Source organism: Pseudarcicella hirudinis, assembly GCF_900115665.1.
Lineage (GTDB): Bacteria > Bacteroidota > Bacteroidia > Cytophagales > Spirosomataceae > Pseudarcicella > Pseudarcicella hirudinis.
On the sequence record NZ_FOXH01000006.1, the window covers coordinates 297,338 to 318,317 of the forward strand.

General features: G+C 40.1%; 15 protein-coding genes. 14 read left to right on the forward strand and 1 reads right to left on the reverse strand.

Going from position 1 to position 20,980, the window contains the following annotated elements; all coding sequences use genetic code 11:
• Positions 1-138: 138 nt before the first annotated feature.
• From BM179_RS25595 to BM179_RS13030, 10 genes are all read left to right on the forward strand, one after another.
• Positions 139-471 carry a glycoside hydrolase family protein gene (locus BM179_RS25595; protein WP_218159217.1) on the forward strand — a complete coding sequence of 111 codons (333 nt, stop codon included), beginning with the start codon at positions 139-141 and terminating at the stop codon, positions 469-471.
• 198 nt (positions 472-669) lie between these two features.
• On the forward strand, positions 670-3,102 hold the full coding sequence (locus tag BM179_RS12990; protein ID WP_092017469.1) for a polysaccharide lyase family 8 super-sandwich domain-containing protein: 2,433 nt from the start codon (positions 670-672) through the stop codon (positions 3,100-3,102).
• A 184-nt stretch (positions 3,103-3,286) separates the two neighbouring features.
• Positions 3,287-4,756 (forward strand): sulfatase family protein, encoded by a 1,470-nt coding sequence (locus tag BM179_RS12995; RefSeq protein ID WP_092017471.1) that lies wholly within the window; start codon positions 3,287-3,289, stop codon positions 4,754-4,756.
• 155 nt (positions 4,757-4,911) lie between these two features.
• Complete coding sequence (locus tag BM179_RS13000; protein ID WP_092017473.1) at positions 4,912-6,234, forward strand: Gfo/Idh/MocA family protein; 1,323 nt, start codon at positions 4,912-4,914, stop codon at positions 6,232-6,234.
• A gap of 238 nt (positions 6,235-6,472) precedes the next feature.
• On the forward strand, positions 6,473-7,204 hold the full coding sequence (locus BM179_RS13005) for a GntR family transcriptional regulator (RefSeq protein WP_092017475.1): 732 nt from the start codon (positions 6,473-6,475) through the stop codon (positions 7,202-7,204).
• A 179-nt stretch (positions 7,205-7,383) separates the two neighbouring features.
• Positions 7,384-10,530, forward strand: a complete 3,147-nt coding sequence (locus BM179_RS13010; RefSeq protein WP_177219394.1) for a glycoside hydrolase family 92 protein — start codon at positions 7,384-7,386, stop codon at positions 10,528-10,530.
• Positions 10,531-10,539: 9 nt separating this feature from the next.
• On the forward strand, positions 10,540-11,841 hold the full coding sequence (locus BM179_RS13015; protein WP_092017477.1) for a glucosidase family protein: 1,302 nt from the start codon (positions 10,540-10,542) through the stop codon (positions 11,839-11,841).
• A gap of 26 nt (positions 11,842-11,867) precedes the next feature.
• A complete protein-coding gene (locus BM179_RS13020; RefSeq protein WP_218159218.1) occupies positions 11,868-12,815 on the forward strand; it encodes an ROK family protein in 948 nt (315 codons plus the stop codon).
• 8 nt (positions 12,816-12,823) lie between these two features.
• The gene (locus BM179_RS13025) at positions 12,824-14,596 is read left to right on the forward strand and encodes a class I mannose-6-phosphate isomerase (RefSeq protein WP_229632948.1); all 1,773 of its coding nucleotides are present in this window, start codon (positions 12,824-12,826) and stop codon (positions 14,594-14,596) included.
• A 4-nt stretch (positions 14,597-14,600) separates the two neighbouring features.
• Positions 14,601-15,956, forward strand: a complete 1,356-nt coding sequence (locus tag BM179_RS13030; RefSeq protein WP_092017483.1) for a sugar porter family MFS transporter — start codon at positions 14,601-14,603, stop codon at positions 15,954-15,956.
• 72 nt (positions 15,957-16,028) lie between these two features.
• Here the strand turns inward: BM179_RS13030 and BM179_RS13035 are convergent, their stop codons facing one another.
• On the reverse strand, positions 16,029-17,042 hold the full coding sequence (locus BM179_RS13035) for a YncE family protein (RefSeq protein WP_092017485.1): 1,014 nt from the start codon (positions 17,040-17,042) through the stop codon (positions 16,029-16,031).
• A gap of 285 nt (positions 17,043-17,327) precedes the next feature.
• Here BM179_RS13035 and BM179_RS13040 point away from each other — a divergent pair, with 285 nt between their 5' ends.
• The 4 genes from BM179_RS13040 to BM179_RS13055 all read left to right on the forward strand — a co-directional run bounded on the left by BM179_RS13040 (position 17,328) and on the right by BM179_RS13055 (position 20,966).
• Positions 17,328-17,807 (forward strand): hypothetical protein, encoded by a 480-nt coding sequence (locus BM179_RS13040; protein ID WP_092017487.1) that lies wholly within the window; start codon positions 17,328-17,330, stop codon positions 17,805-17,807.
• Entirely contained in the window at positions 17,804-18,325 is a 522-nt protein-coding gene (locus tag BM179_RS13045; RefSeq protein ID WP_092017490.1) for a hypothetical protein, read from the forward strand. The genes BM179_RS13040 and BM179_RS13045 overlap by 4 nt, the downstream gene beginning before the upstream one ends.
• Positions 18,326-18,584: 259 nt before the next feature.
• Positions 18,585-19,208 (forward strand): gluconate 2-dehydrogenase subunit 3 family protein, encoded by a 624-nt coding sequence (locus BM179_RS13050; RefSeq protein WP_092017492.1) that lies wholly within the window; start codon positions 18,585-18,587, stop codon positions 19,206-19,208.
• A 42-nt stretch (positions 19,209-19,250) separates the two neighbouring features.
• Complete coding sequence (locus tag BM179_RS13055; protein WP_092017494.1) at positions 19,251-20,966, forward strand: GMC oxidoreductase; 1,716 nt, start codon at positions 19,251-19,253, stop codon at positions 20,964-20,966.
• Positions 20,967-20,980 lie beyond the last annotated feature (14 nt).

The following is a 20,980-nucleotide window of genomic DNA, read 5'->3' on the forward strand; positions in this document are numbered from 1 at the left end:
ATGTCAGGCTGTTAAAATGGTGGCTTTTTCCTCAAAAGATATTGGGTTTGGGATAATACGGTAATAAAAGGAAACGATGGCAAGTACCATCTTTTTTCGTCTTGTTATCCGGATACCATTGTTTTTCATCCGGGCTGGATGGTTTCGTCAGAAATTGTGCATGCTGTTGCCGATAAACCCGAAGGTATTAGACATGGACCCATGTCGCTTGGTATGGCATATACTAAAACTATTAAAGGCCCCTATCGGGTATTAAATAATAAAAGCCCTGTTTTTAATGCAAAAGTGATGGGGGAACTTGAGGATCCATTTTTATGGAAAGATAAAAGAGGATACCATGTTGTTTTTAAGGATCATAAGGGAAAATATACAGATGAATGGGGTGAGGGTGTGTTGGCGCACTCTGTTAATTGGATAAATTGGAAAATCGATAAGAACCCAAAACCTACTCAAAACCATCCGGTGGGATGATAATACTATTGAAAAAGAGGATAATTAGAAAGGCCATTTATATTTTTTAAAATGGAACGCCTCGTTGTATGTATTTCTCAACCATAAATGGGAAGGGAAGTTTTGAGAATGGAACGTCTTCCGGTGTTTGGGCTATACCTTTTAAGAAATAGGTGCCATGCACCTTTTATATATTGAATAAATTTATTTTTTAATAAAATGATCAGGTTAATCAAAAGAAGTACACTTTTTGTTGCACTATTTACCTTTTTCTTTTTGAAGGGGTCCGGGCAATCTGCTGAACAGAAAATCGCTTTTTCGAATTACCGGAAGTATTATGATCCGGTTGTTAAGCCTCAGGAAAAGAATAAGCAAGAGACTATTCTTAATTTCAGGGAAAAGTATCTTAAAAATGGATATCATTCTTATTCATTAAAGGTAAAGGAAGACAACGACTTTTTATTTGAACAGATAAATGCCGATGGGGCTTTTATAGATTTTACAGAAAAGCAAAAAAATGATCCTGCTATTATTGCTGAAGCCTATAACCGATTATGGAAAATTGCGGAAGCTTACCGGAATGGACAGGCTGACAGTAAGCAAGTGTTAACCAAGCAATTTTTAAAGGCTATTATATATTATGGAAATAAAGAGATTAATAGACCTAATGATTGGAAAAGATTTCATGCCTCTTGTTTCGCAGCGCCAACCGCTGCTGTAGCTATCTATTTCTGCTTATTAAAGGAAATGGATAAGGTAGAAGAAGGAAAAACTGATAATAAATTATTGGCTGAGGCATGCGATATGTTGAAGGTAATTGCCTTACAGGCATGGACTCAGCCCTTTCGAAATGATGCAACCGATAATAATGTGGTGCAAATTGAGCGTTTTCGCAATCATGTATGGTGGGTCGGTGGTAACGCTTTGGGCTATCGCCCTTTGCTTGCTGTTGCCTGTATGTACAAATCTGTACCAATGATTGATTTGCTTGCAGAAGTTAGCTCGAAAGGAATCAGTCCCACTTCTCAGGCAACCTATAATCAATCTTTTTGGAATGAAGGATTTACTGCCGACGGTGCTGGTTGGGGGCATGGAAAGCAATGCCTGATCTGGGGCTATCCTATCGACGGGACTTCGGGCGCTCTCTCGATACTTACTGCTTTGCAAGGAACGCCATGGGAAAAATCATTGACTCCGGAAAATAAAGAAGCATTCCTCAATTATTTCCATGGTGGGAATTGGTATTATTATAAAGGCTATATTTTGCCATGCCTTGACAGAAATTCCATGAGTTATAATCTCAGTTCAAGAACGATTCCTTTCATGGGAATCCTGAATAGCGTCCTTAAGGATTGGAGAAAAGACTTTTCAGTAAGTGAATTAAAGGAGCTGGAGCAATTGCAAACGGAAGGAGAAAGTAAAAATATCCGAATGTCAGATTATCCGGAAGGTGTTTATAATGGCACTCGATGGTTTTATAATAATGATGACCTGGTTAAGAAAAGTAATGATTACCACCTGATTGTTAACATGGCCTCCAGCCGCTGTGATGGTTTAGAAAGTGCCTCTGACTTTGCAGATGCCTACAATTTTTATACGGCAGATGGATTAACATTATTTGAAAAAGACGGGAGAGAGTACAGAAGCGTTTTTGGCGGATGGGATGTAACAGCCAGCCCCGGAGTAACGGCGAGAGAAGGGATGGAAAACCTGACTCCTGTTACCAATTGGAGAGGGTATACAAGTAAGTACAATTTTGCCGCCGCTGCAACAAGCGGTGGAGCAAACAGTGCAGCAGGATTTATTTTTGAAAAAATGAATGCTTCAGATAATAATGGTGTAAATGATAAAGGAGATAATATTGGTAAAAATCCGGTGCTGTATGGTGTGAAGGCATACAAATCATATTTTATAGTTGGAGATTACCTGATCGCTTTGGGTGCCGGAATTACCAATCTTAAACCGGAAATGCCCGGAACGATCCGTACAACAATTGACCAAACGGCTCTCGGAGAAAAGGTTTACATTATTGAGAATGGCATAGAAAAGCCCGTGACCCTAAACAAACCTATATCCTTAATTTCAGAGACCAATCCTGTCTGGGTTAAGCAACAAAATAAATTTTCCTATACCGTTTTGCCGGAATTTTCCAGGCAAGCCCTGTTTGTCTGTGAATCCAAAACAACGGATTGGGGAAAAATGAACTTTACAAATAAGACAAAAGAGAATTTGCCGGAACAGGTGAATATCTTACGGCTATGGATTGACCACGGACAGCACCCCGTAAATGATACTTATGGATATGCGGTTTATATGGGTAATGGAAATCCTGCTCCTAAACTACCTGTTAATGTATTAAAAAATGATACAACTATTCAGGCTATTCAGTCGGATGACAGGAAAGTTACCGGTGCTGTATTTTATACAGGCAAGGGTAATTTAGAAACTCCTGAGTTCAGGTTAAAAGCATCAGCTCCATGTGCTGTATTATTGGAGAAAATCGATAATACCTATGAGATTACGGTAACTGATGCTGAAATGAACCAGGAACTTAATGAAATTATAGTAAGTATCAACGATAAACAGATTGCTTTTCCAATGTTAAAAGGAAAAGACTGTGGTAAACCTGTAACGAAAATGATCAGCCTGTAAAAGCTATCAGAGCTTATAAATCTCAGGCACCCTCGGTTAATTTTAACAGAGGATGCCTGAGATTCAGCTAACCTTTTGACACGGTGACTTTGCACACTTTAGAAAATGTTTAAAAGAAACGGGAACAGAGTTTTTATTAAGCCAAAACGAACATGGTAAAATTTATCAAATAAAGGAAACGAAAATGAAGCTATACACAAATGTAAAATTGATATGCCTTTGCATGATTTGTTTGACACTAAATTGCTTTACAATATCGGCGCAGGTAAAAACAAAAAGGAAGCCCAACATTCTCGTTATCATAACTGATCAATGGAGAGGACAGGCTTTAGGATTTATTGGAAAAGAAAAGGTGAAAACGCCTAATCTCGATGCATTAGCTTCAAAAGGGTTAGCTGTTACTCAAATGGTAACCAACTATCCTGTTTGCTCTCCTGCAAGGGCCATGTTACTAACCGGTACCTATCCGGCTAAAAATAAAGTGCATGGTAATGCTAATTCGAATACGGCTCCATATGGCGTTGAACTGCCCTCTGATATCGTTTGCTGGTCAGATATATTAAAACAACAAGGCTACTCAAACGGCTACATCGGGAAATGGCACCTTGACTCACCTCATCAGCCGTATATCCAAACCAAAAATAATGAGGGTGGAACAGCATGGAACGAATGGACTCCCTTCGACAGACGTCATGGTTTTGACTATTGGTACGCCTATAATACATATGATTACCATAGCCGTCCGATGTACTGGGATACAAAAGCATTGCGGGACGAATTTCATTTCGTAGATCAATGGGGCCCTGTACATGAAGCCGACAAAGCCATTGACTTTTTTGATAATAAAGGAAATGTCAGAAATCCGAATGCTCCTTTTTCATTAGTGGTTTCGATAAATCCCCCCCACTCGCCTTACAATACTGCTCCCGAAAAGTATCAGAAGGCTTATGAAAATATGCCACTTGATTCTTTGCTGTCAGATGCTGATATTCCGCCTGCAGGAACTCCGATGGGCGAAGAATATCGCAAAAATATTAAGGACTATTATGCAAATATCACAGGAGTAGATGAGCAGATCGGACGTATCATCGATGCACTTAAAGAGAAAAAAATGCTTGATAACACAATTGTATTGATTACTGCTGACCACGGGAATTGTTTAGGTAAACATGATGAAGTGTCTAAAAATAATATTTATGAAGCATCACTGAGCATTCCTCTTATTGTTTATTGGAAAGGACATATTTCACCGGATATTGATAAGAAGTTTTTAGGCAGTCTTGTAGATGTTTGCCCGACATTACTTGATCTGGCCGGACTTAAAAAGGAAATCCCGGCAACTGTTGACGGAAAGAGCTATGCAGACTATTTTTTGAACAGAAAAGGAGCTATGCCCACAGAACAATTTTTTATGGGAGCGCTTAATAACAACGATACAAAATTGAGTTCAGGATTCAGAGGAATACGTACCGATAATTATAAACTTGCTTATCAGAGAAAAGGGAAACAATTAAATGCTTTTCTATATGATATCAAGGCGGACCCGTTTGAACAGAATAATTTGTATAATAAGGATAATCCACAAGTAAAAATATTGAAAACACGCCTTATTTCTCTGTTGAAAAAATATAATGATTCGTTCACGATTGAATAGCATAATGTAAAGCAGCCATGTGCATTATGCTATCTGCCGGAAAACTGTTGATTTCCTGAAGAATTTGCCGGTAACCCGAACAGGTAAGGTTGAACTTATTCATTTGAATGATTAACTTTAAGGGCAATCCCATTCTTCTAACAGTTTAACTAAATATGGAAAATCGTCGCGAATTTATCAGGAAAACGGCTCTGGCAGGTGCCGGAGTTTTTACCCTCCCGAACATCTATGCATTTAATGGCTCGCCCAATGAAAAAGTGGTATTGGGGGCAATGGGAACAAACAGCCGTGGATTTTTTGTCTCCAGAATGTTTGCCCAGCTGCCCAACGTTGAAATCGGATACGTCTGCGATGTGGATAGCAATGTAGTAGATAAAACTGTAGCAGAAATTGAAAAACTGACAGGCAGGAAACCAAAAGGTTTTACAGATGTCCGGAAAATGCTGGAATTAAAAGATATGGATGCGATGATGGTCGCAACACCCGATCACTGGCATGCTCCTGCTACCATGCTGGCAGTTAAAGCCGGCAAGCATGTATATGTAGAAAAGCCTTGTTCTCATAACCCAGCAGAAGGTGAAATGCTGGTAAAAGCAGCGGATAAGTATGGAAAACTTATTCAGATGGGAAGCCAGCGGAGAGCTTTTCCAAGAATTATTGAAGCAATTAAAGAATTGCATGAAGGTGTAATCGGGAAAGTTTATTACGCCAAAGGCTGGTATGCAAATGCCCGCAAACCAATTGGTTATGGGAAAAAAGTAAGTGTCCCGGCAAATCTGAACTTTGACTTATGGCAAGGACCTGCTCCCCGCCGCTCTTATCAGGATAATCTCGTTCCTTATAACTGGCATTGGTTCTGGAACTGGGGAACAGGTGAAGCTTTGAACAACGGAACCCATGAATTGGATGTAATACGCTGGGGCTTAGGCGTTGATTTTCCTGTTAAAGTTACTTCAATCGGAGGAAGATTTGCTTATAAAGACGACTGGGAAACACCTGATACACAAACAATCTCATTCGAGTTTCCGGATAATAAAATGGCTCTTTGGGAAGGCCGGAGCAGTAATGGATTCAACAGCGAAGGCTACGGAAGAGGGGTGATTTTCTATGGAGAAAAAGGTACAATGTTTGTTCCGGGAGGAGATGATTACAAAGTGTATGATTTAGACAATAAATTAGTTAAAGAGGTTAAAACAGAACTTCAGGAGGCTTCCCGTACAAATACAATGGGGATGGGAGAGAAACTTGACAGTATTATTTTGTCCAACTTCGTAGAGTCTATCCGTGGAAAAAGCAAATTGGTTGCACCGATAACGGAAGGCCAGAAATCAACTTTATTACCTCAACTCGGCAATATCTCTTATCGCTCAGGCAGAACACTTTATTGTGATCCTAAAAACGGACACATTCTCAATGATGCAGAAGCAATGAAATTATGGAAACGGGAATATGAAAAAGGTTGGGAAATGACACTTTAGGACGATTTCTGTAAGAAATCCGAATTTTCAAAAATAAACAAATCAGGTAAATGAGAAAGACTCGTCTTTTTCATTTACCTTTTTTATTGGCGTATAATTGTATGATGCCGCTTCAATTGATAAGAGTTAATAATCTTTAAAAACTCCTTTTTTCTAAAAAAATAGTATAAACATTTTGTAGAACAAGAAGTATTGCATTTCTTTGTAATGTTCATATGTTCATACATATTAAATTTGAATGGAAATTTTTAATATCAACCATGAAAGTGCTCTTCCGCTACATGTACAGGTAGAAGAGATTTTGAGAAAACTGATTGGTGATCCGGAATATCAGAATGGTAAACTCTTTCCAAATGAGGTAGATATTGCCAAAAGATTGGGTATATCAAGAAATACAGTCAGGCATGCGATTAATAAATTAGTTCATGAGCAGCTTCTTGTCAGAAAAAAGGGCGTCGGAACAAAAGTTGCTCAGAAAAGTATTCTAACCAAATTAAATAAATGGTCGAGTTTTACCCTTGAAATGCTTGAAGGGGGATTAGCTGTAAAAAATTATTTTGTCAGAATAAAATGGGTTGAAGCGACAGCGGAAATAGCAACGATTTTCGGAATAGCAGAACATACCAGAATTCTGAAACTGGAAAGATTAAGAGGATTGGAATCAGGCCCGGTGGTTTATTTTATTTCGTATTTTCACCCACGTGTGGGCTTGACAGGCGAGGAAAATTTCTCTCAGCCACTTTATGAAATGCTTGAAAGAGATTATCATACTGTAGTCGCTGTTTCCAAAGAAGAAATCTGTGCTGTCATCGCAGATGAGTCTCGTGCACAAACTTTGCAAATGAAAAAAGGGGAGCCCATTTTACTTCGTAAAAGAATCGTCTGTGACCCGGGCGACAGGTTGATAGAATATAATCTGGGTTACTACAGAGCAGATAAATTTACTTATTCTATTGATCTGGCCAATTAGCATAAAACATATTTGCGTTTAGTGAAACGCTTCAGAAATCTCCGAAGGTTTGACGATATCTGATAAATAAAGATTGTACCAATTAGGTGTTTTTGCGAAAATAAATATGTTCATACATACCAACTTTAATTTCTATATTAATCGAAACACAAATAACTCATACTTTAAGATTGTTAATTATGAAAAAATTGATTTTTTGTTTGATTCTGGCTATGTTATCACAGACTTTTGGAAGTTTCGGGCAGGAGAAAACGATCTGGAAGATTGGAGAAAATGATAACTCTCCTGATAAAATGGCATTGGCTCCTGACCAGTATCGTCAATTTTTAGCATCTGATTTCGGGTATGAAGATAATTATTTTTTAGTCGGACATTCTAAAGCCGAAAAAGATTGGCCATATGTACTTCCCGGGCCTGCGAATGACTGGGGCGGAACGGCAACGCTCTCCGGAATCCGGGCTAATTTCCTCAATATTAATTTTGAATTAAAGCAAAAACCCTCTTCAGGAAATTGGAAATTCACACTTGATATTTTGCAGACAGATCCCGTAAATGCTCCTCTATTACAGGTTATTATGAATGGGAAAGCCTGGAAATTTAAACTTAACAAAGGTAATGGTTCCAAAAATCCGGAGGGGGATTTTAGCAATGCCAAAGAACAATTAATTAGCATTGATGTGCCGAACGACTTAATCCGTGCCGGTAATAATGAAATTGTAATAACTGTTCCTGAAGGAGGCTGGCTGGCATTCGATCAGGTTAAACTCGAAGGCCCTTCTGAAACCCGGTTAGATTTACCCAAAGAAATTCTTCTTAAAAATATTACTGCTGCAAACTATGAAACACTGCTTAACGGCAAAAACTTTCAACCATTATTGATTGATTTGCAGCATATTAAAGGAAGTCCGTCAATTCAGGTGAAATTAGATGGTTCTGTTATTCTTTCTCAGAAGATCGAGCAGGGAAGATATGTGCTGGAAGCACCTATGCCGGAAGTATCAGCAGAGAAAAGCAGTCAATATGAAATTTACCTCAATCACCAGCTTCTGAGAAAAGGAGAGGTAAAAAGAGCTCCGAAAGCCATAAAAACCCCGGCAGATTATGTTAATACCATGCTTGGCGTCGCACATTCCCGCTGGATGATTGCTCCCGGCCCATGGATGCCTTTCGGGATGGTCAAATTAAGTCCTGATAATCAGAATACCGGCTGGCAAGCCGGATACGATCCTGCCTTTGAATCGATCGGAACGTTCAGTCATATTCATGAATGGACCATGACAGGTCTGGGAACTTTTCCAACGGCAGGCCCGCTGAATATTAAAATCGGAGATCAGAGCAATCCGGATAGTGGCTACCGTTCGGGAATGGATAAAAGCACAGAGGAAGCGCCTCTTGGATACTATAAAGTTAATCTTACAGATTACAACATCACTGCCGAACTCACTGCTACCACTAGAGCCTCTTTCCAGACTTACACGTATCACAATAGTGAAAAAGGCAGAATAATGGTCGATTTTAAAATCCCGACAGAATATGATTATAAGATTAAAGGGATTAATGTTAAAAAAATCAGTGACTATAGAATTGAGGGTTATATTGATCAGTTTTCTGATAATGTCTGGTCGGATCAGGCGGATCAGGCCTACAAGGTTCATTTTGTGATGGAGTTTGATCAGCCAATAAAAAATTATGGCAGCTGGCTGAATGATCAGATCAGGGAAGAGAGCAACCTTCAGGCAGATAGCGCTGAAACAGCAGGTTTTTACCTTGAATTTGACACGCATGAAAACCATAAGGTACAGGTAAGAACGGGAATTTCCTATGTAAGTATTGAGAATGCAGGACTGAATCTGAAAACTGAGATTTCCGACCCTTTCGGATGGGATTTTGACCGGGTCAGAAAAAACCAGCAAAAGGTTTGGAATGATCTTTTAGGCAGATTGAAAGTAAGCAGTAATGATAAGCGGGGAAAAGAGAGATTTTACAGCAATATGTACCGTTCTCTTGCCAGCAGAAATACCTTTAGTGATGTTGATGGAAGTTGGATTGATGCAGATGAAAAAGTGCAAAAATTCACAGATAAGGATGATGTAGCGTTGGGTTGTGATGCCTTTTGGAATACTTTCTGGAATTTGAATCAATTCTGGAATCTGGTTACACCGGAATGGTCGAACAGATGGGTGAATTCTCAATTGGCTATGTATCAGCATAGCGGTTGGCTGGCAAAAGGACCCGCCGGAATGGAGTATATTCCGGTAATGGTCGGAGAGCATGAAATTCCGCTGATAGTCGGGGCTTATCAGATGGGAATAAGGGGATATGATGCCCAGAAAGCATTCGAAGCAGTAAACAAAATGCAAACTACTCCGCCCGCTTCGGTAGGAGGTGGTTTTGCCGGAAACCGGGATTTAGTAACTTATCTGAAACATCAGTATGTACCTTATGACGAAGGTCGTTTCTCCAATACCCTTGAATATAGTTTTGATGACTGGACTGTTTCGCAGTTTGCTAAAGCATTGGGTAAAACGAAGGAATATATCCGGTTTTCGGAAAGAGGGAAATGGTGGAAAAATGTCATTGATACTGAAACAGGATATGCCAGAATGAAAGATTCGAAAGGGAATTGGTTCAAAAATTTTGATCCCTATAAATCCGGGGCTAATGAGCATTACGTTGAAGGAAACGCCTGGCAACTGACTTATTTTGTTCCGCAGGATATTACAGGGCTTGCTAGTATGATCGGAGAAAAGAAGTTTTCCGAAAGACTAAACTGGGGATTTGAAGAAAGCTATAAATTGAGATTCAACGGACCTGGTGATAAATATTGGGACTATCCGGTAGTTCAGGGTAATCAGCAGTCTATGCATTTTGCCTTTTTATTCAACTGGGTGAAAAAACCATGGCTGACCCAGAAATGGAGCAGAGCTATTATGGACAGATATTACGGACATGAGGTATCAAATGCTTACCTCGGAGATGAAGATCAGGGACAAATGAGTGCATGGTTTGTAATGAACGCAATAGGCCTTTTTCAGATTGACGGCGGTACCCGTGTAAATCCGATTTATGAAATAGGAAGTCCGGTTTTTGAAAAAACAGAGATTGATCTGGGAAGACAGTTCGGCAGAGGAAAAACATTTACCATTGAAGCTAAAAATACCTCAAAAAGAAATATTTATATCCAAAAAGCAACCTTGAATGGTAAGGCTTTAAACAACTTCTGGTTCGATGCTTCGGAACTGTTAAAAGGTGGCTCTCTGATTCTTGAGATGGGACCGCAGCCAAATGAAAACTGGGGAGTTAAATCTTTACCAATAGCCAATTAATCAGAAAACATGAAAATTAGAAAAACCCTGTTAAGCTTTTCTTTTTGTTTTACTCTCATAAATTGTCTGGCTGTTAAACAGCAAACGAACACCGGACTTTATGCTGAAATAAAAAAAGACAGTGCACTGAAGCAAGTGAAGGCAAAAGCACTTGAAATTGTAAAAAATGGCTTTAATGCCGGAGATGGTTATGGTGAGGTATGGATCCGGGATTATAATACCTTTATCACCCTTTCCGCACAGGTTCATAAACCCGAAGTATTAAAGGAAAATCTCAAAGTTTTCTTCAGACTTCAGGGGAAAGACGGCAATATTGTTGACGGTTTTATTCCTATTGAAAAGGCGAAAAAAAGTACCATTGGGTACGACTATATTTATACAGACCTGGAACCGTCTTATGCCGGACATAAAAATTCTGTAGAAACCGATCAGGAGACTTCTCTGGTTCAGGCGATTTACAAATACATCAGTTTGTCGCATGATAAAGCTTTTCTGCATGAAAAAATCGGAGGTAAATCTGTAGCTGACCGATTAGAGCAGTCGATGGAATTTTTAATGAAACACAGATTTAATAAAAAATATGGCCTGATCTGGGGAGCTACCACGGCAGATTGGGGAGATGTTCAACCGGAGCATGAATGGGGTGTTTATCTGACAAAAGATACCCATTATGCCATCGACATTTACGATAATGCGATGTTTTTGATTGCTTTGGATAATTTTATGGCCATGCTTCCTGCTAAAAAAACCAGATGGAAACCTGTTCGTGAAGCAATTGCTAAAAATACGATGAAATATCTCTGGGATGAGAAAAATAACAAGTTCATTCCGCATATTTACCTGAATGGCTCACCGTTTCCGCAAAATTTTAACGAAAACGAGATTTATTACCACGGCGGTACCGCAGTAGCAATTGAGGCTAATTTATTGTCTAAAAAGCAGATTAAGATTTCTCTGGATAAAATGGTGGAAAATGTGAAGAAATCAGGTGCCGGCTCTATCGGACTTACTTTATACCCGACTTATCCGGAAGGAGCGTTTAAAAATAAAGGAATGTATCCATATGGTTATCAGAACGGAGGAGACTGGACCTGGTTTGGCGGCAGAATGATAAAACAGTTGATTTTGAACGGTTTTGAAAAAGAAGCCTATGAACAATTTAAACCTATGATTCAGCGGGTAATTGATAACAAGGGGTTTTATGAATGGTACACTGTGGACAATAAACCAAAAGGTTCAGGTACTTTCCGCGGAGAAGCAGGTGTATTATATGATGCCATTGTATTATTTGAAAAAACAGCTAAAAAATAATTTCCCTTTTTCTAAATAGCTTCAAATTGGAAAAGAAAATAGTAATGGCAGTTGATCTGGGAGGTACCCAGATCAAACTAGGATTGATTCATCAATCAGAAATTCTGGTAACAAGCCAGATGGATGCCCAGTCTCATGAAGGATTAGGAGAAAGATTACCGGAAATAGCGGCCTGTTTCAATAATCTTCTTGACCAGGCAGGATTGTCTATTTCCAATGTTATCGGTATGGGAATAGCCGTTCCTGGAATTGTTGATTCTGTACATAAAAAGGTTTTATCGATTAATAAAAAATACAGTGACGTTATAGAATTAGATTTAAGCCGTTGGGTTTCAGAAACATGGAATCTTCCGCTTTTTATCGAAAACGATACCCGTTCTGCCCTCCTGGGAGAATGGAAATACGGCAAAGGTTCCGGCTGTAATAATCTGGTGCTGATGACATTAGGTACCGGAATTGGCACTTCTGCGGTAATTGAAGGGAATCTGCTCAGGGGCAGACATTTTCAGGCCGGAATTCTCGGAGGACATTTTACGGTAAACATAAACGGAGATTTATGCAATTGTGGAAACTATGGCTGTGCAGAGGCAGAAGCTTCAACCTGGAACTTATATGAATTAGCCAAAAAACACCCCGGATTTTCCAAAAGCAGGTTAAGTCAGACAGAAATACTTGATTTCAGAACCATTTTCCAATACGCTGAAAGAGGAGATGAACTGGCTAAAACTATCAGAAACAAATCACTTGAAGTCTGGAGCGCCTGCGCCGTCAACCTCATTCATGCTTATGACCCGGATCTATTGATTCTGGGAGGGGGTATCATGGGAAGTAAAGATATTATCGCCCCTTTTATTCAGAGTAAAATCAATCAGCATGCCTGGACGGCCTGGGGAAAAGTACAGGTCGAAGCTGCCTCATTTACGAATACAGCAGCACTTTTAGGAGTAAGTAGTCTGGCATATAACTTTAAATAATAATCGTTTTGAGCATTTCAAATTTTAACAAATATCCTGTAATTGAAATAAATACGCACCAATGTATTAACGGTTGGGAAAAAATTTCAGCGGAGATTGAATCTGCCGTTCAGGTAATCCGGAAGCCAAAGATAATAGTGGCGGTTGATACCTATCACGGAGTTTATACAGATGAAATACTGAAAAATCTTAAGCTGCCCGTATGTGCAGTTTTTGAAGCTGAGACTGCTATGCTTCGTGAGGAAAACATTGATGCACTGGTTTATCAGTATGTTACAGACGATCCGGTTTTTGGGTATATGTGCCCGCTGAATCTGAAGGATTTTTTTGCAGAAAATAAGGTTAGTGCTTTGCAGCGGGAAATTTCAGAAATTGAGGCTGGTTTGATTCTGGTAGCTGGAGCAGGTGCTTCTTTGATGGTTCCGGAAGCAGATATTCTGATCTATGCCGATATGCCAAGATGGGAAATACAATTAAGATTCCGGAAAAACAGAATCAGCAATCTGGGGATTCATAATCAGGAAGAAGTCTTTTCCAATCAATATAAAAGAGCCCTGTTCGTCGACTGGAAAGTCTTTGACCGCCATAAAAAAAACCTGATGCAAAAATGGGATTTTGTATTGGATACTACGATTGAAGATCAGCCGAAAATGGTGTCAGGTACTGCCATGAAAGAGGCATTCAATACCGCCATGCAAAGACCTTTCAGAGTAGTTCCTTTCTTTGACCCGGGACCCTGGGGCGGACAATGGCTTAAAGAAGTTTGCGACCTCGACAGATCAGCTCAGAATTATGCCTGGGGCTTCGACTGTGTTCCTGAAGAAAATAGTGTTGTTTTCGAATTTGAAGGAGGAAATGTAGAAATTCCTTCGGTTAATCTGGTTTATGCGCATCCGGAAGCCCTTTTGGGAGAGAAGGTCTATGAGGCATTCGGAGATGAATTTCCAATCAGATTTGACTTTTTAGATACCATGGAAGGAGGAAATCTGAGCCTGCAGGTTCATCCCCTGCATGAATATATCCGGGAAAATTTTGGAATGGGATATACCCAGAACGAAAGTTATTATATGCTGGATGCCATGGATGATGCTACGGTTTATCTGGGACTGAAAACAGATATTGTTCCGGAAAATATGCTGAGAGATCTGGAGATTTCCAATGAATCAGGAGAAGATTTTGAGGCAGAGAAATATGTAGAAAAATGGCCGGCCAAAAAGCATGATCATTTTCTGATTCCTGCCGGAACAGTTCATTGCTCCGGAGCAAACTCCGTGGTGCTGGAAATCAGTGCCACACCTTTTATTTTCACTTTCAAACTTTGGGATTGGGGTAGAATGGGACTTGATGGAAAACCCCGCCCGATTTCTCTGGAACACGGTAAAAATAATATTCAGTGGGATCGGACTACAGACTGGACCCGGGAAAATCTGGTAAACAGATTTGTGAAAATTAAAGAAGGAGAGGGATGGTATGAAGAACAAACCGGCCTTGAGTCCGGATCGTTTATTGAAACAAGGAGACATTGGTTTTCGGAAAAAGTAAGCCATTCTACCAATGGGGTTGTAAATGTAATTAACCTTATAGAAGGGGCAGAGGCAATAGTGGAAAGTCCGACAGAGGCATTTCCTGCCTTTGTGGTTCATTATGCTGAAACATTTATCGTTCCGGCTTCAGTTGGCGATTTTACGATCAGACCTTACGGTGAAAGTGAAGGGAAAACCTGTGCAACGATCAAGGCCTATATCAGAACTGAACAACTTCTAACCCTCAATCTTAAATAAATCCATGAAAAATACCTGGAGCAGACTTTTTGTTTACAGAATAACAATAGTCGCCGCAGTAGGAGGACTTCTTTTCGGTTATGACACAGCCGTGATTGCGGGAGCAATCGGTTTTCTTCAGATTAAATTCGGACTCAGTGCCATGATGGTTGGCTGGGCTGCTTCCTGTGCATTGATTGGTTGTATTGCAGGTGCACTTTTTTCCGGTGTTTTGAGTGACTGGCTGGGTAGGAGGAAAGTACTTATTTTTTCCGCCGTTTTATTTGCACTTTCTTCTTTGGGGATTGCAATTCCGGGAGACCTGAACTGGTTCGTTTTTTTCCGGATTATCGGAGGCTTGGGCATTGGAATTGCCTCTGTCCTCGCTCCTATGTATATTACGGAAATTGCTCCTTCTCATGAAAGAGGAAAATTGGTTTCAATTAATCAGTTGGGCATTGTAACGGGTATTCTGGTGATATATTTTGTCAATGCTGCCATTGCGGATTTATATGATGAAACCTGGAATGTCGAAATCGGATGGAGATGGATGTTTGCCTCAGGCATTTTCCCCTCTCTTATCTTCCTGATTCTGCTGTTTTTTGTTCCTGAAAGTCCGAGATGGCTGATCAAAAAAGGGCGCAATGCAGAAGCGTTTATCGTCCTGGAAAAGATTAACGGTGAGGAAAGAGCTCATCTGGAAGCTGAGGAAATCATACAAAGCCTGCATAGTGAGTCAGGGTCTTTTGCTGAAATCTTCAGGCCGGGTCTGATGAAAGCCCTGATTATAGGGGTAATTTTAGCAATGTTTTCACAGATTACCGGAATTAATGCCATCATGTATTATGCTCCTGAGATATTTAAGTCGACAGGTGATGGTTCAGATTCGGCACTTTTACAAACGATTCTGGTTGGAGTGGTCAATTTCCTTTTTACCCTGGTTGCCATCAGGTATGTAGATAAAGTGGGCAGAAGAGGATTATTGCTGATCGGGTCAATCGGAATGACTGTTTGTCTGGCAACTATCGGCTCAGCTTTTCATTTCGGATTCTCGAAAGGGTACCTTGTCTTGGTTTCTATTATGGCATATATTGCCTTCTTTGCCCTTTCTTTAGGGCCTCTTACATTTGTGGTTATTTCAGAAATATTTCCGAACAGAACCAGAGGTAAAGCAATGTCTTTATCCCTCTTTTCTTTATGGATCTTTGTATTCATCGTCTCTCAGTCGTTTCCTGTAATGCTCAATTCGCTTGGCAGTGCCTATACTTTTTGGTGTTTTATGGGTATGTCGATTTTAGCAGGATTGTTTATCTATTTCTTTATTCCGGAGACCAAAGGCAAAACCCTGGAAGAAATTGAAACGTTCTGGAAAAGGGGGTAATAAAATTTCATCAGAATAAGAGGCCATCAAAAGGGGTAATTCCTGACTGATGGCCTCTTTTTTATGAAAGAGCTATTTCCCAAACTCTAAAACCGTAAATGTACCAGGAATAACTTTTGGCCGGGGATGCGGGTTTTCGGTGGTAGGAGCCGGAGTCTCTCCGTATTGGGCTGTTATTGTAAAAACATGGTGCGTGACCGGATCATAATCGATGGTTCTGGCACCAATGGCTGATTTTATGGTTTCTTTTACACTGAATTTATTCGGAGATACTTCCTGTATAACAGAAATGGTTCCCTCTCCGTTGGAAGAAAATGCTGTTTTTAAAACAGGATCAAATACTACTCCGTCACAGCGGCTGCCAATGGGAGCTTCTGTGACGACTTTTCCGTTTTTAGCATTAAGAATGATCATTTTATTATTACCACAGACTGAAAATAATCTTTCGTTGGTTAAATCAATAGCCAGACCTGTAGGTTCCTCACCCGGGGCGACTTTCCAACGACTTTTTATCATGAGGGTTTTCGCATCAAATGCTACAATTTCATTCAAATCTTCTAAATTGACATAGATTGTCCCTTTTTTATTGCTGACACCTGCCTCTGCGGCGGATCCTCCTAATTTGAACGTTCTGATAACTTTCAGGGAATTGGCATCAACCGCAGTCACGCTCCCTCCTGTATGATTAAAGACAAATATCCTGCCTGTAGATTGATCGTATAATAAAGCATCAGGATTCTCTCCTGTCGGGAGTTCTGCAAGTTTTGCGAAGGTTTTGAGGTCAAAGACAATCAGAGAGTTCGTCTTCCCGGCGGTGATAAATCCTTTGCCCAGAGCTGGTACCGCAATAATTCCATGAACACCTTTGGTATCGGGAATAACAGCAATTTTTTCGTGTGAATCGATATTGAGCACTTCTACCTGATTCCCATGAGAAAGATACAGCCGGCGTTCTTCCGCTGAGACAGAAAGATAATCCCAGCCTCCTTCACCACCTAACACCGTTTTCTTTATCAGACTTGTTTGGGCAAAGAGACCAAAGGAGAAAATATTTAATAAGAATGTTAATAAGAATGCTCTTTTCATCGATTTGACATTTTAGATTGTTTACACACAGATTTTATCCGGGAATACTAAGAAATACGACAACTTATTACATAAAGGAAAGCATAGATTCTGGAGCAATTTTGTAGTTATGATACCAGATGGGCTGAAAGGTAAAGGAATGAAACAGAAAAGGTTAAGGCAGAAGCTATTTAAAGCCATTAGGTTTGACTAAAATAATTGAAGATGAGGCTATTGATGAAGATAAAGGTTTCCTGAATTATATAAAAAGTTTACAGAAAATGTAAATTTTTTATATATTTGCTTATGAGTTTAATTGAAATAAAAACCGGGAAAAGGGAAAAAGTAAAAATAGTACCCGTCGTGGATGATGACTATAAAATACTGACCCAAAAGCGGTATTATTTCCTGTGGAAACGGTTCAAAAGGTGTACTGATGTGGTGGTATATAAACTCCGGATTTCCGGCGATGAGGATATACTTGGCGTAATGGCCTTAATTGATGTTCCCTCTGAAAGTAGATTTGAAATTCATTTATTAGCCTGCTCCATAGAAAATGTAGGTAAAAATAAAACCTACGAAGGTATCACCGGTCATCTTATAGCATTTACCTGTCAACAGGCTGTGAAAAAATACGGAAGAGATGCTTGCGTGTCTTTGTTGCCCAAAACCAGGTTAAAGGCTCATTACATTCAGCAATATGGAATGCTGGACGCCGGTTTGCAATTGTTTTTGGCAGGAAAAGCGCTAAACGATATTATTTTAAAGTACTTGTTAGAAGCATGAAAAATACAAAAGTAAGATATACCCCTGAAGAACTGGCAGAAGCCTATGTATATCCTGCCGCTTTAACTCCGGCACAAAAGGGCGAGGCTGATAACCAGTTAAAAGCTGCAAGAGCAAAAGTACAGTCAGAAATAACAGCAGCGGATAAGTTAATGTCTGATATCTTACAGCTCAGGTTTAGATTGGAAGATTACCTGAACACCGGAGAATTTGACCCTAAGCTGAAGTTCAGCTATTTTTTGAAAGAATATGTACAATTATTGAATAAAAAAAGAAAGGTATTTGCTCAGGAAATTAATATTGACGAAACAGAGTTAAGCCAGTTAATTAATGACCATAGATACCCCGGTGAAAATATTATCATTCGCCTCGAATTACACTCTAATAAAGCTATTCCTGCTATTGCCTGGTACAAGCTTATTGAACGGGAAAAGGAGCATTACATTATTACCAACAAAACAATCAGGAAACAGGAAGAAAAAAATGTCTCTAATCGGCTTACTGTGAGTGTGAATTAATGATAAAACATAGAATTTATATTGAAACTCTCCGGAAACCGGAATGATAAAACTTCATCAGAAAAAGAGGTCATCAGAAGGGATAATTCCTGACTGATGGCCTCTTTTTTAGTTACGAAACAGCTCCTTTTTGAAGGAGAGAGTTACCGGAATAAAATAAATATTCTCCTGTGCAGATTAAAACCGGAGTCTTATGAATGGAAATTAATATTGAATAAATATATTTGTTTCTAAAAATTATTCAATAATGTAAAATAAAATGGAGAGACGAGAAGTCATTAAAAATATAGCTTTGATGCTGGGCGGGACATTTTCTGCACCAACACTTATGGCGATGAATCATTGGGAACAATCTACCAGACCCGTTTCCGGTGTATCAGCTTTCAGCCTTACAGAGAACCAGCAGAAAATTGTAGCTGAAATCGCAGAAGCCATCATTCCCCGGACCGGTACAGCAGGCGAAGCCTCGCCGGGAGCAAAAGATGTAGGAGTGCCGGCATTCATCGAAATGATGCTGAAAGATTGCTATGCACAACCTGAGCACCTGAGTTTTATGGAGGGTTTGACTTCAATTGAGCAAGCAAAATTTCTGGAAATGAATGCGAGCGAACGTCTTGGGGTACTTAAATATTTAGAGCAGGAAACCAAAGCTGAAATGAAGGCCCGCCAGGTTAAGCAAACCAAAATGGGGGACAATGATGACCATGAGGATATCAAAAAGGTGTCAAAAGGACTGCCTTTCTGGCGATTGATAAAGGAACTGACGCTCCTGGGCTATTTCACCTCGGAGGGTGGAATAAAGGCTTCCTTTGAGTATGTACAGATTCCGGGAAAGCTTGAAAATATCAAACTGAAACCCGGCCAGAAATCATACGCTTATTGAACCGGAAAGAGAACAGAAACGCAATTTTAACAGCAGAAAATCATGAATTTGAATATAAGAGCAGATAAAAATAATACTTTTGATGCGATAGTAGTAGGTTCCGGAATGACAGGTGGCTTCGCAGCCAAAGAACTTACAGAAAAAGGGCTGAAGGTTTTGATGATTGAGCGCGGGCGTGAAATTAAGCATCCGCAGGATTATGATACCGCGATGAAAGAACCCTGGGATTTTCAACATCGTGGAAGAGTAACAGCACACTCGGCAGAAGAACTTTGGGCCAATAAGCGTTTCGGAAATTTAGCCAACGAAGAAACCGGAGGGCTTTTTACGAATGATAAAAATAACCCGTATGTAGAAAAACGCCCATTCGACTGGATTCGTGCTTATCATACCGGAGGAAAATCAATGCACTGGGGAAGACAGTCGTATCGCTTTAATAAACAGGATTTTGAGGCCAATGCCAAAGAAGGCATCGGAATAGATTGGCCTATTCGTTATGAGGATTTGGAACCCTGGTACACACATGTAGAAAAATTTGTAGGAGTTAGTGGTCAGAAAGAAGGACTGGACGTTTTACCGGATGGTCATTTTCTGCCGGCAATGCCATTGTTTACTCCGGAGCTTCATTTCAAAAAAGTAATGTTCGAAAAATTCAATCGTCCTGTTACAGTGGGTCGTGTGGCAAATCTTTCCCAACCACAGGAATGGCATACTAAATTGGGCAGAGCTTCATGCCAGTATCGTAATAAATGTGCTCGTGGCTGCCCTTATGGTGCGTATTATAGTTCCTTATCAGGTTCGATTCCGGCAGCAAACCTGACCAAACGCCTGAGCATATTGCATGATACAATTGTATCAGAAATTATCTACGATGGACAAAAACAACGGGCGACGGGTGTGCGGGTAATTAACCAGAACACGATGCAGACGGAAGAATATTTTGCCAAAATTATCTTCTTAAACGCTGGTGCAATGAATTCTGCGGCTTTGCTGCTCAATTCAAAATCAAGCCGTTTTGCAAATGGATTGGGGAATGATAGCGATCAGGTAGGCCGCAACATCATGGATCATCATTTGGGTGTAGGGGCAACGGCAACGGTTGAAGGTTTTCTGGATGATTATGTATATGGACAACGCCCGAATGCCCTTTATATCCCTCGTTTCCGGAATTGGGGAAATGATAAACAATCTTATCTCAGAGGTTTTGGCTATCAGGGTGGCGCCAGTCGTGAAGGCTGGAACAGAGGGGTAAATGCCGATGGATTCGGAGCGGATTTTAAGCAGGATCTGACCAAGCCTGGCCAATGGACTATCGGTTTTGGTGGTTTTGGGGAGGTATTGTCAAATCCGGAAAACCGTATGTATCTCGACAATTCAAAAAAAGATAAATGGGGTGTACCGATGATTGTTTTTGATGCAGCTTTCGGAGAAAACGAAATCACGATGCGTAAAGATATCATGAATTCGGCCATGGAAATGATGGATGCAGCAGGGTTTAAGAATATTACGGGTTATAACCGTCCTGAAGTGCATTTAGGTTTGGGTATTCATGAAATGGGAACTGCCCGGATGGGTCGTGATCCCAAGACCTCGGTTTTAAATGCTTTCAATCAGGTGCACGACTGTAAAAACGTTTTCGTAACCGACGGCGCAGCTATGACCTCTTCTTCCTGTGTAAATCCTTCAATCACATACATGGCATTAACAGCCCGTGCCGCAGATTATGCTGTAAAAGCCTTGAAGAAAAGAGAGCTTTGATGAAATCAGATTCA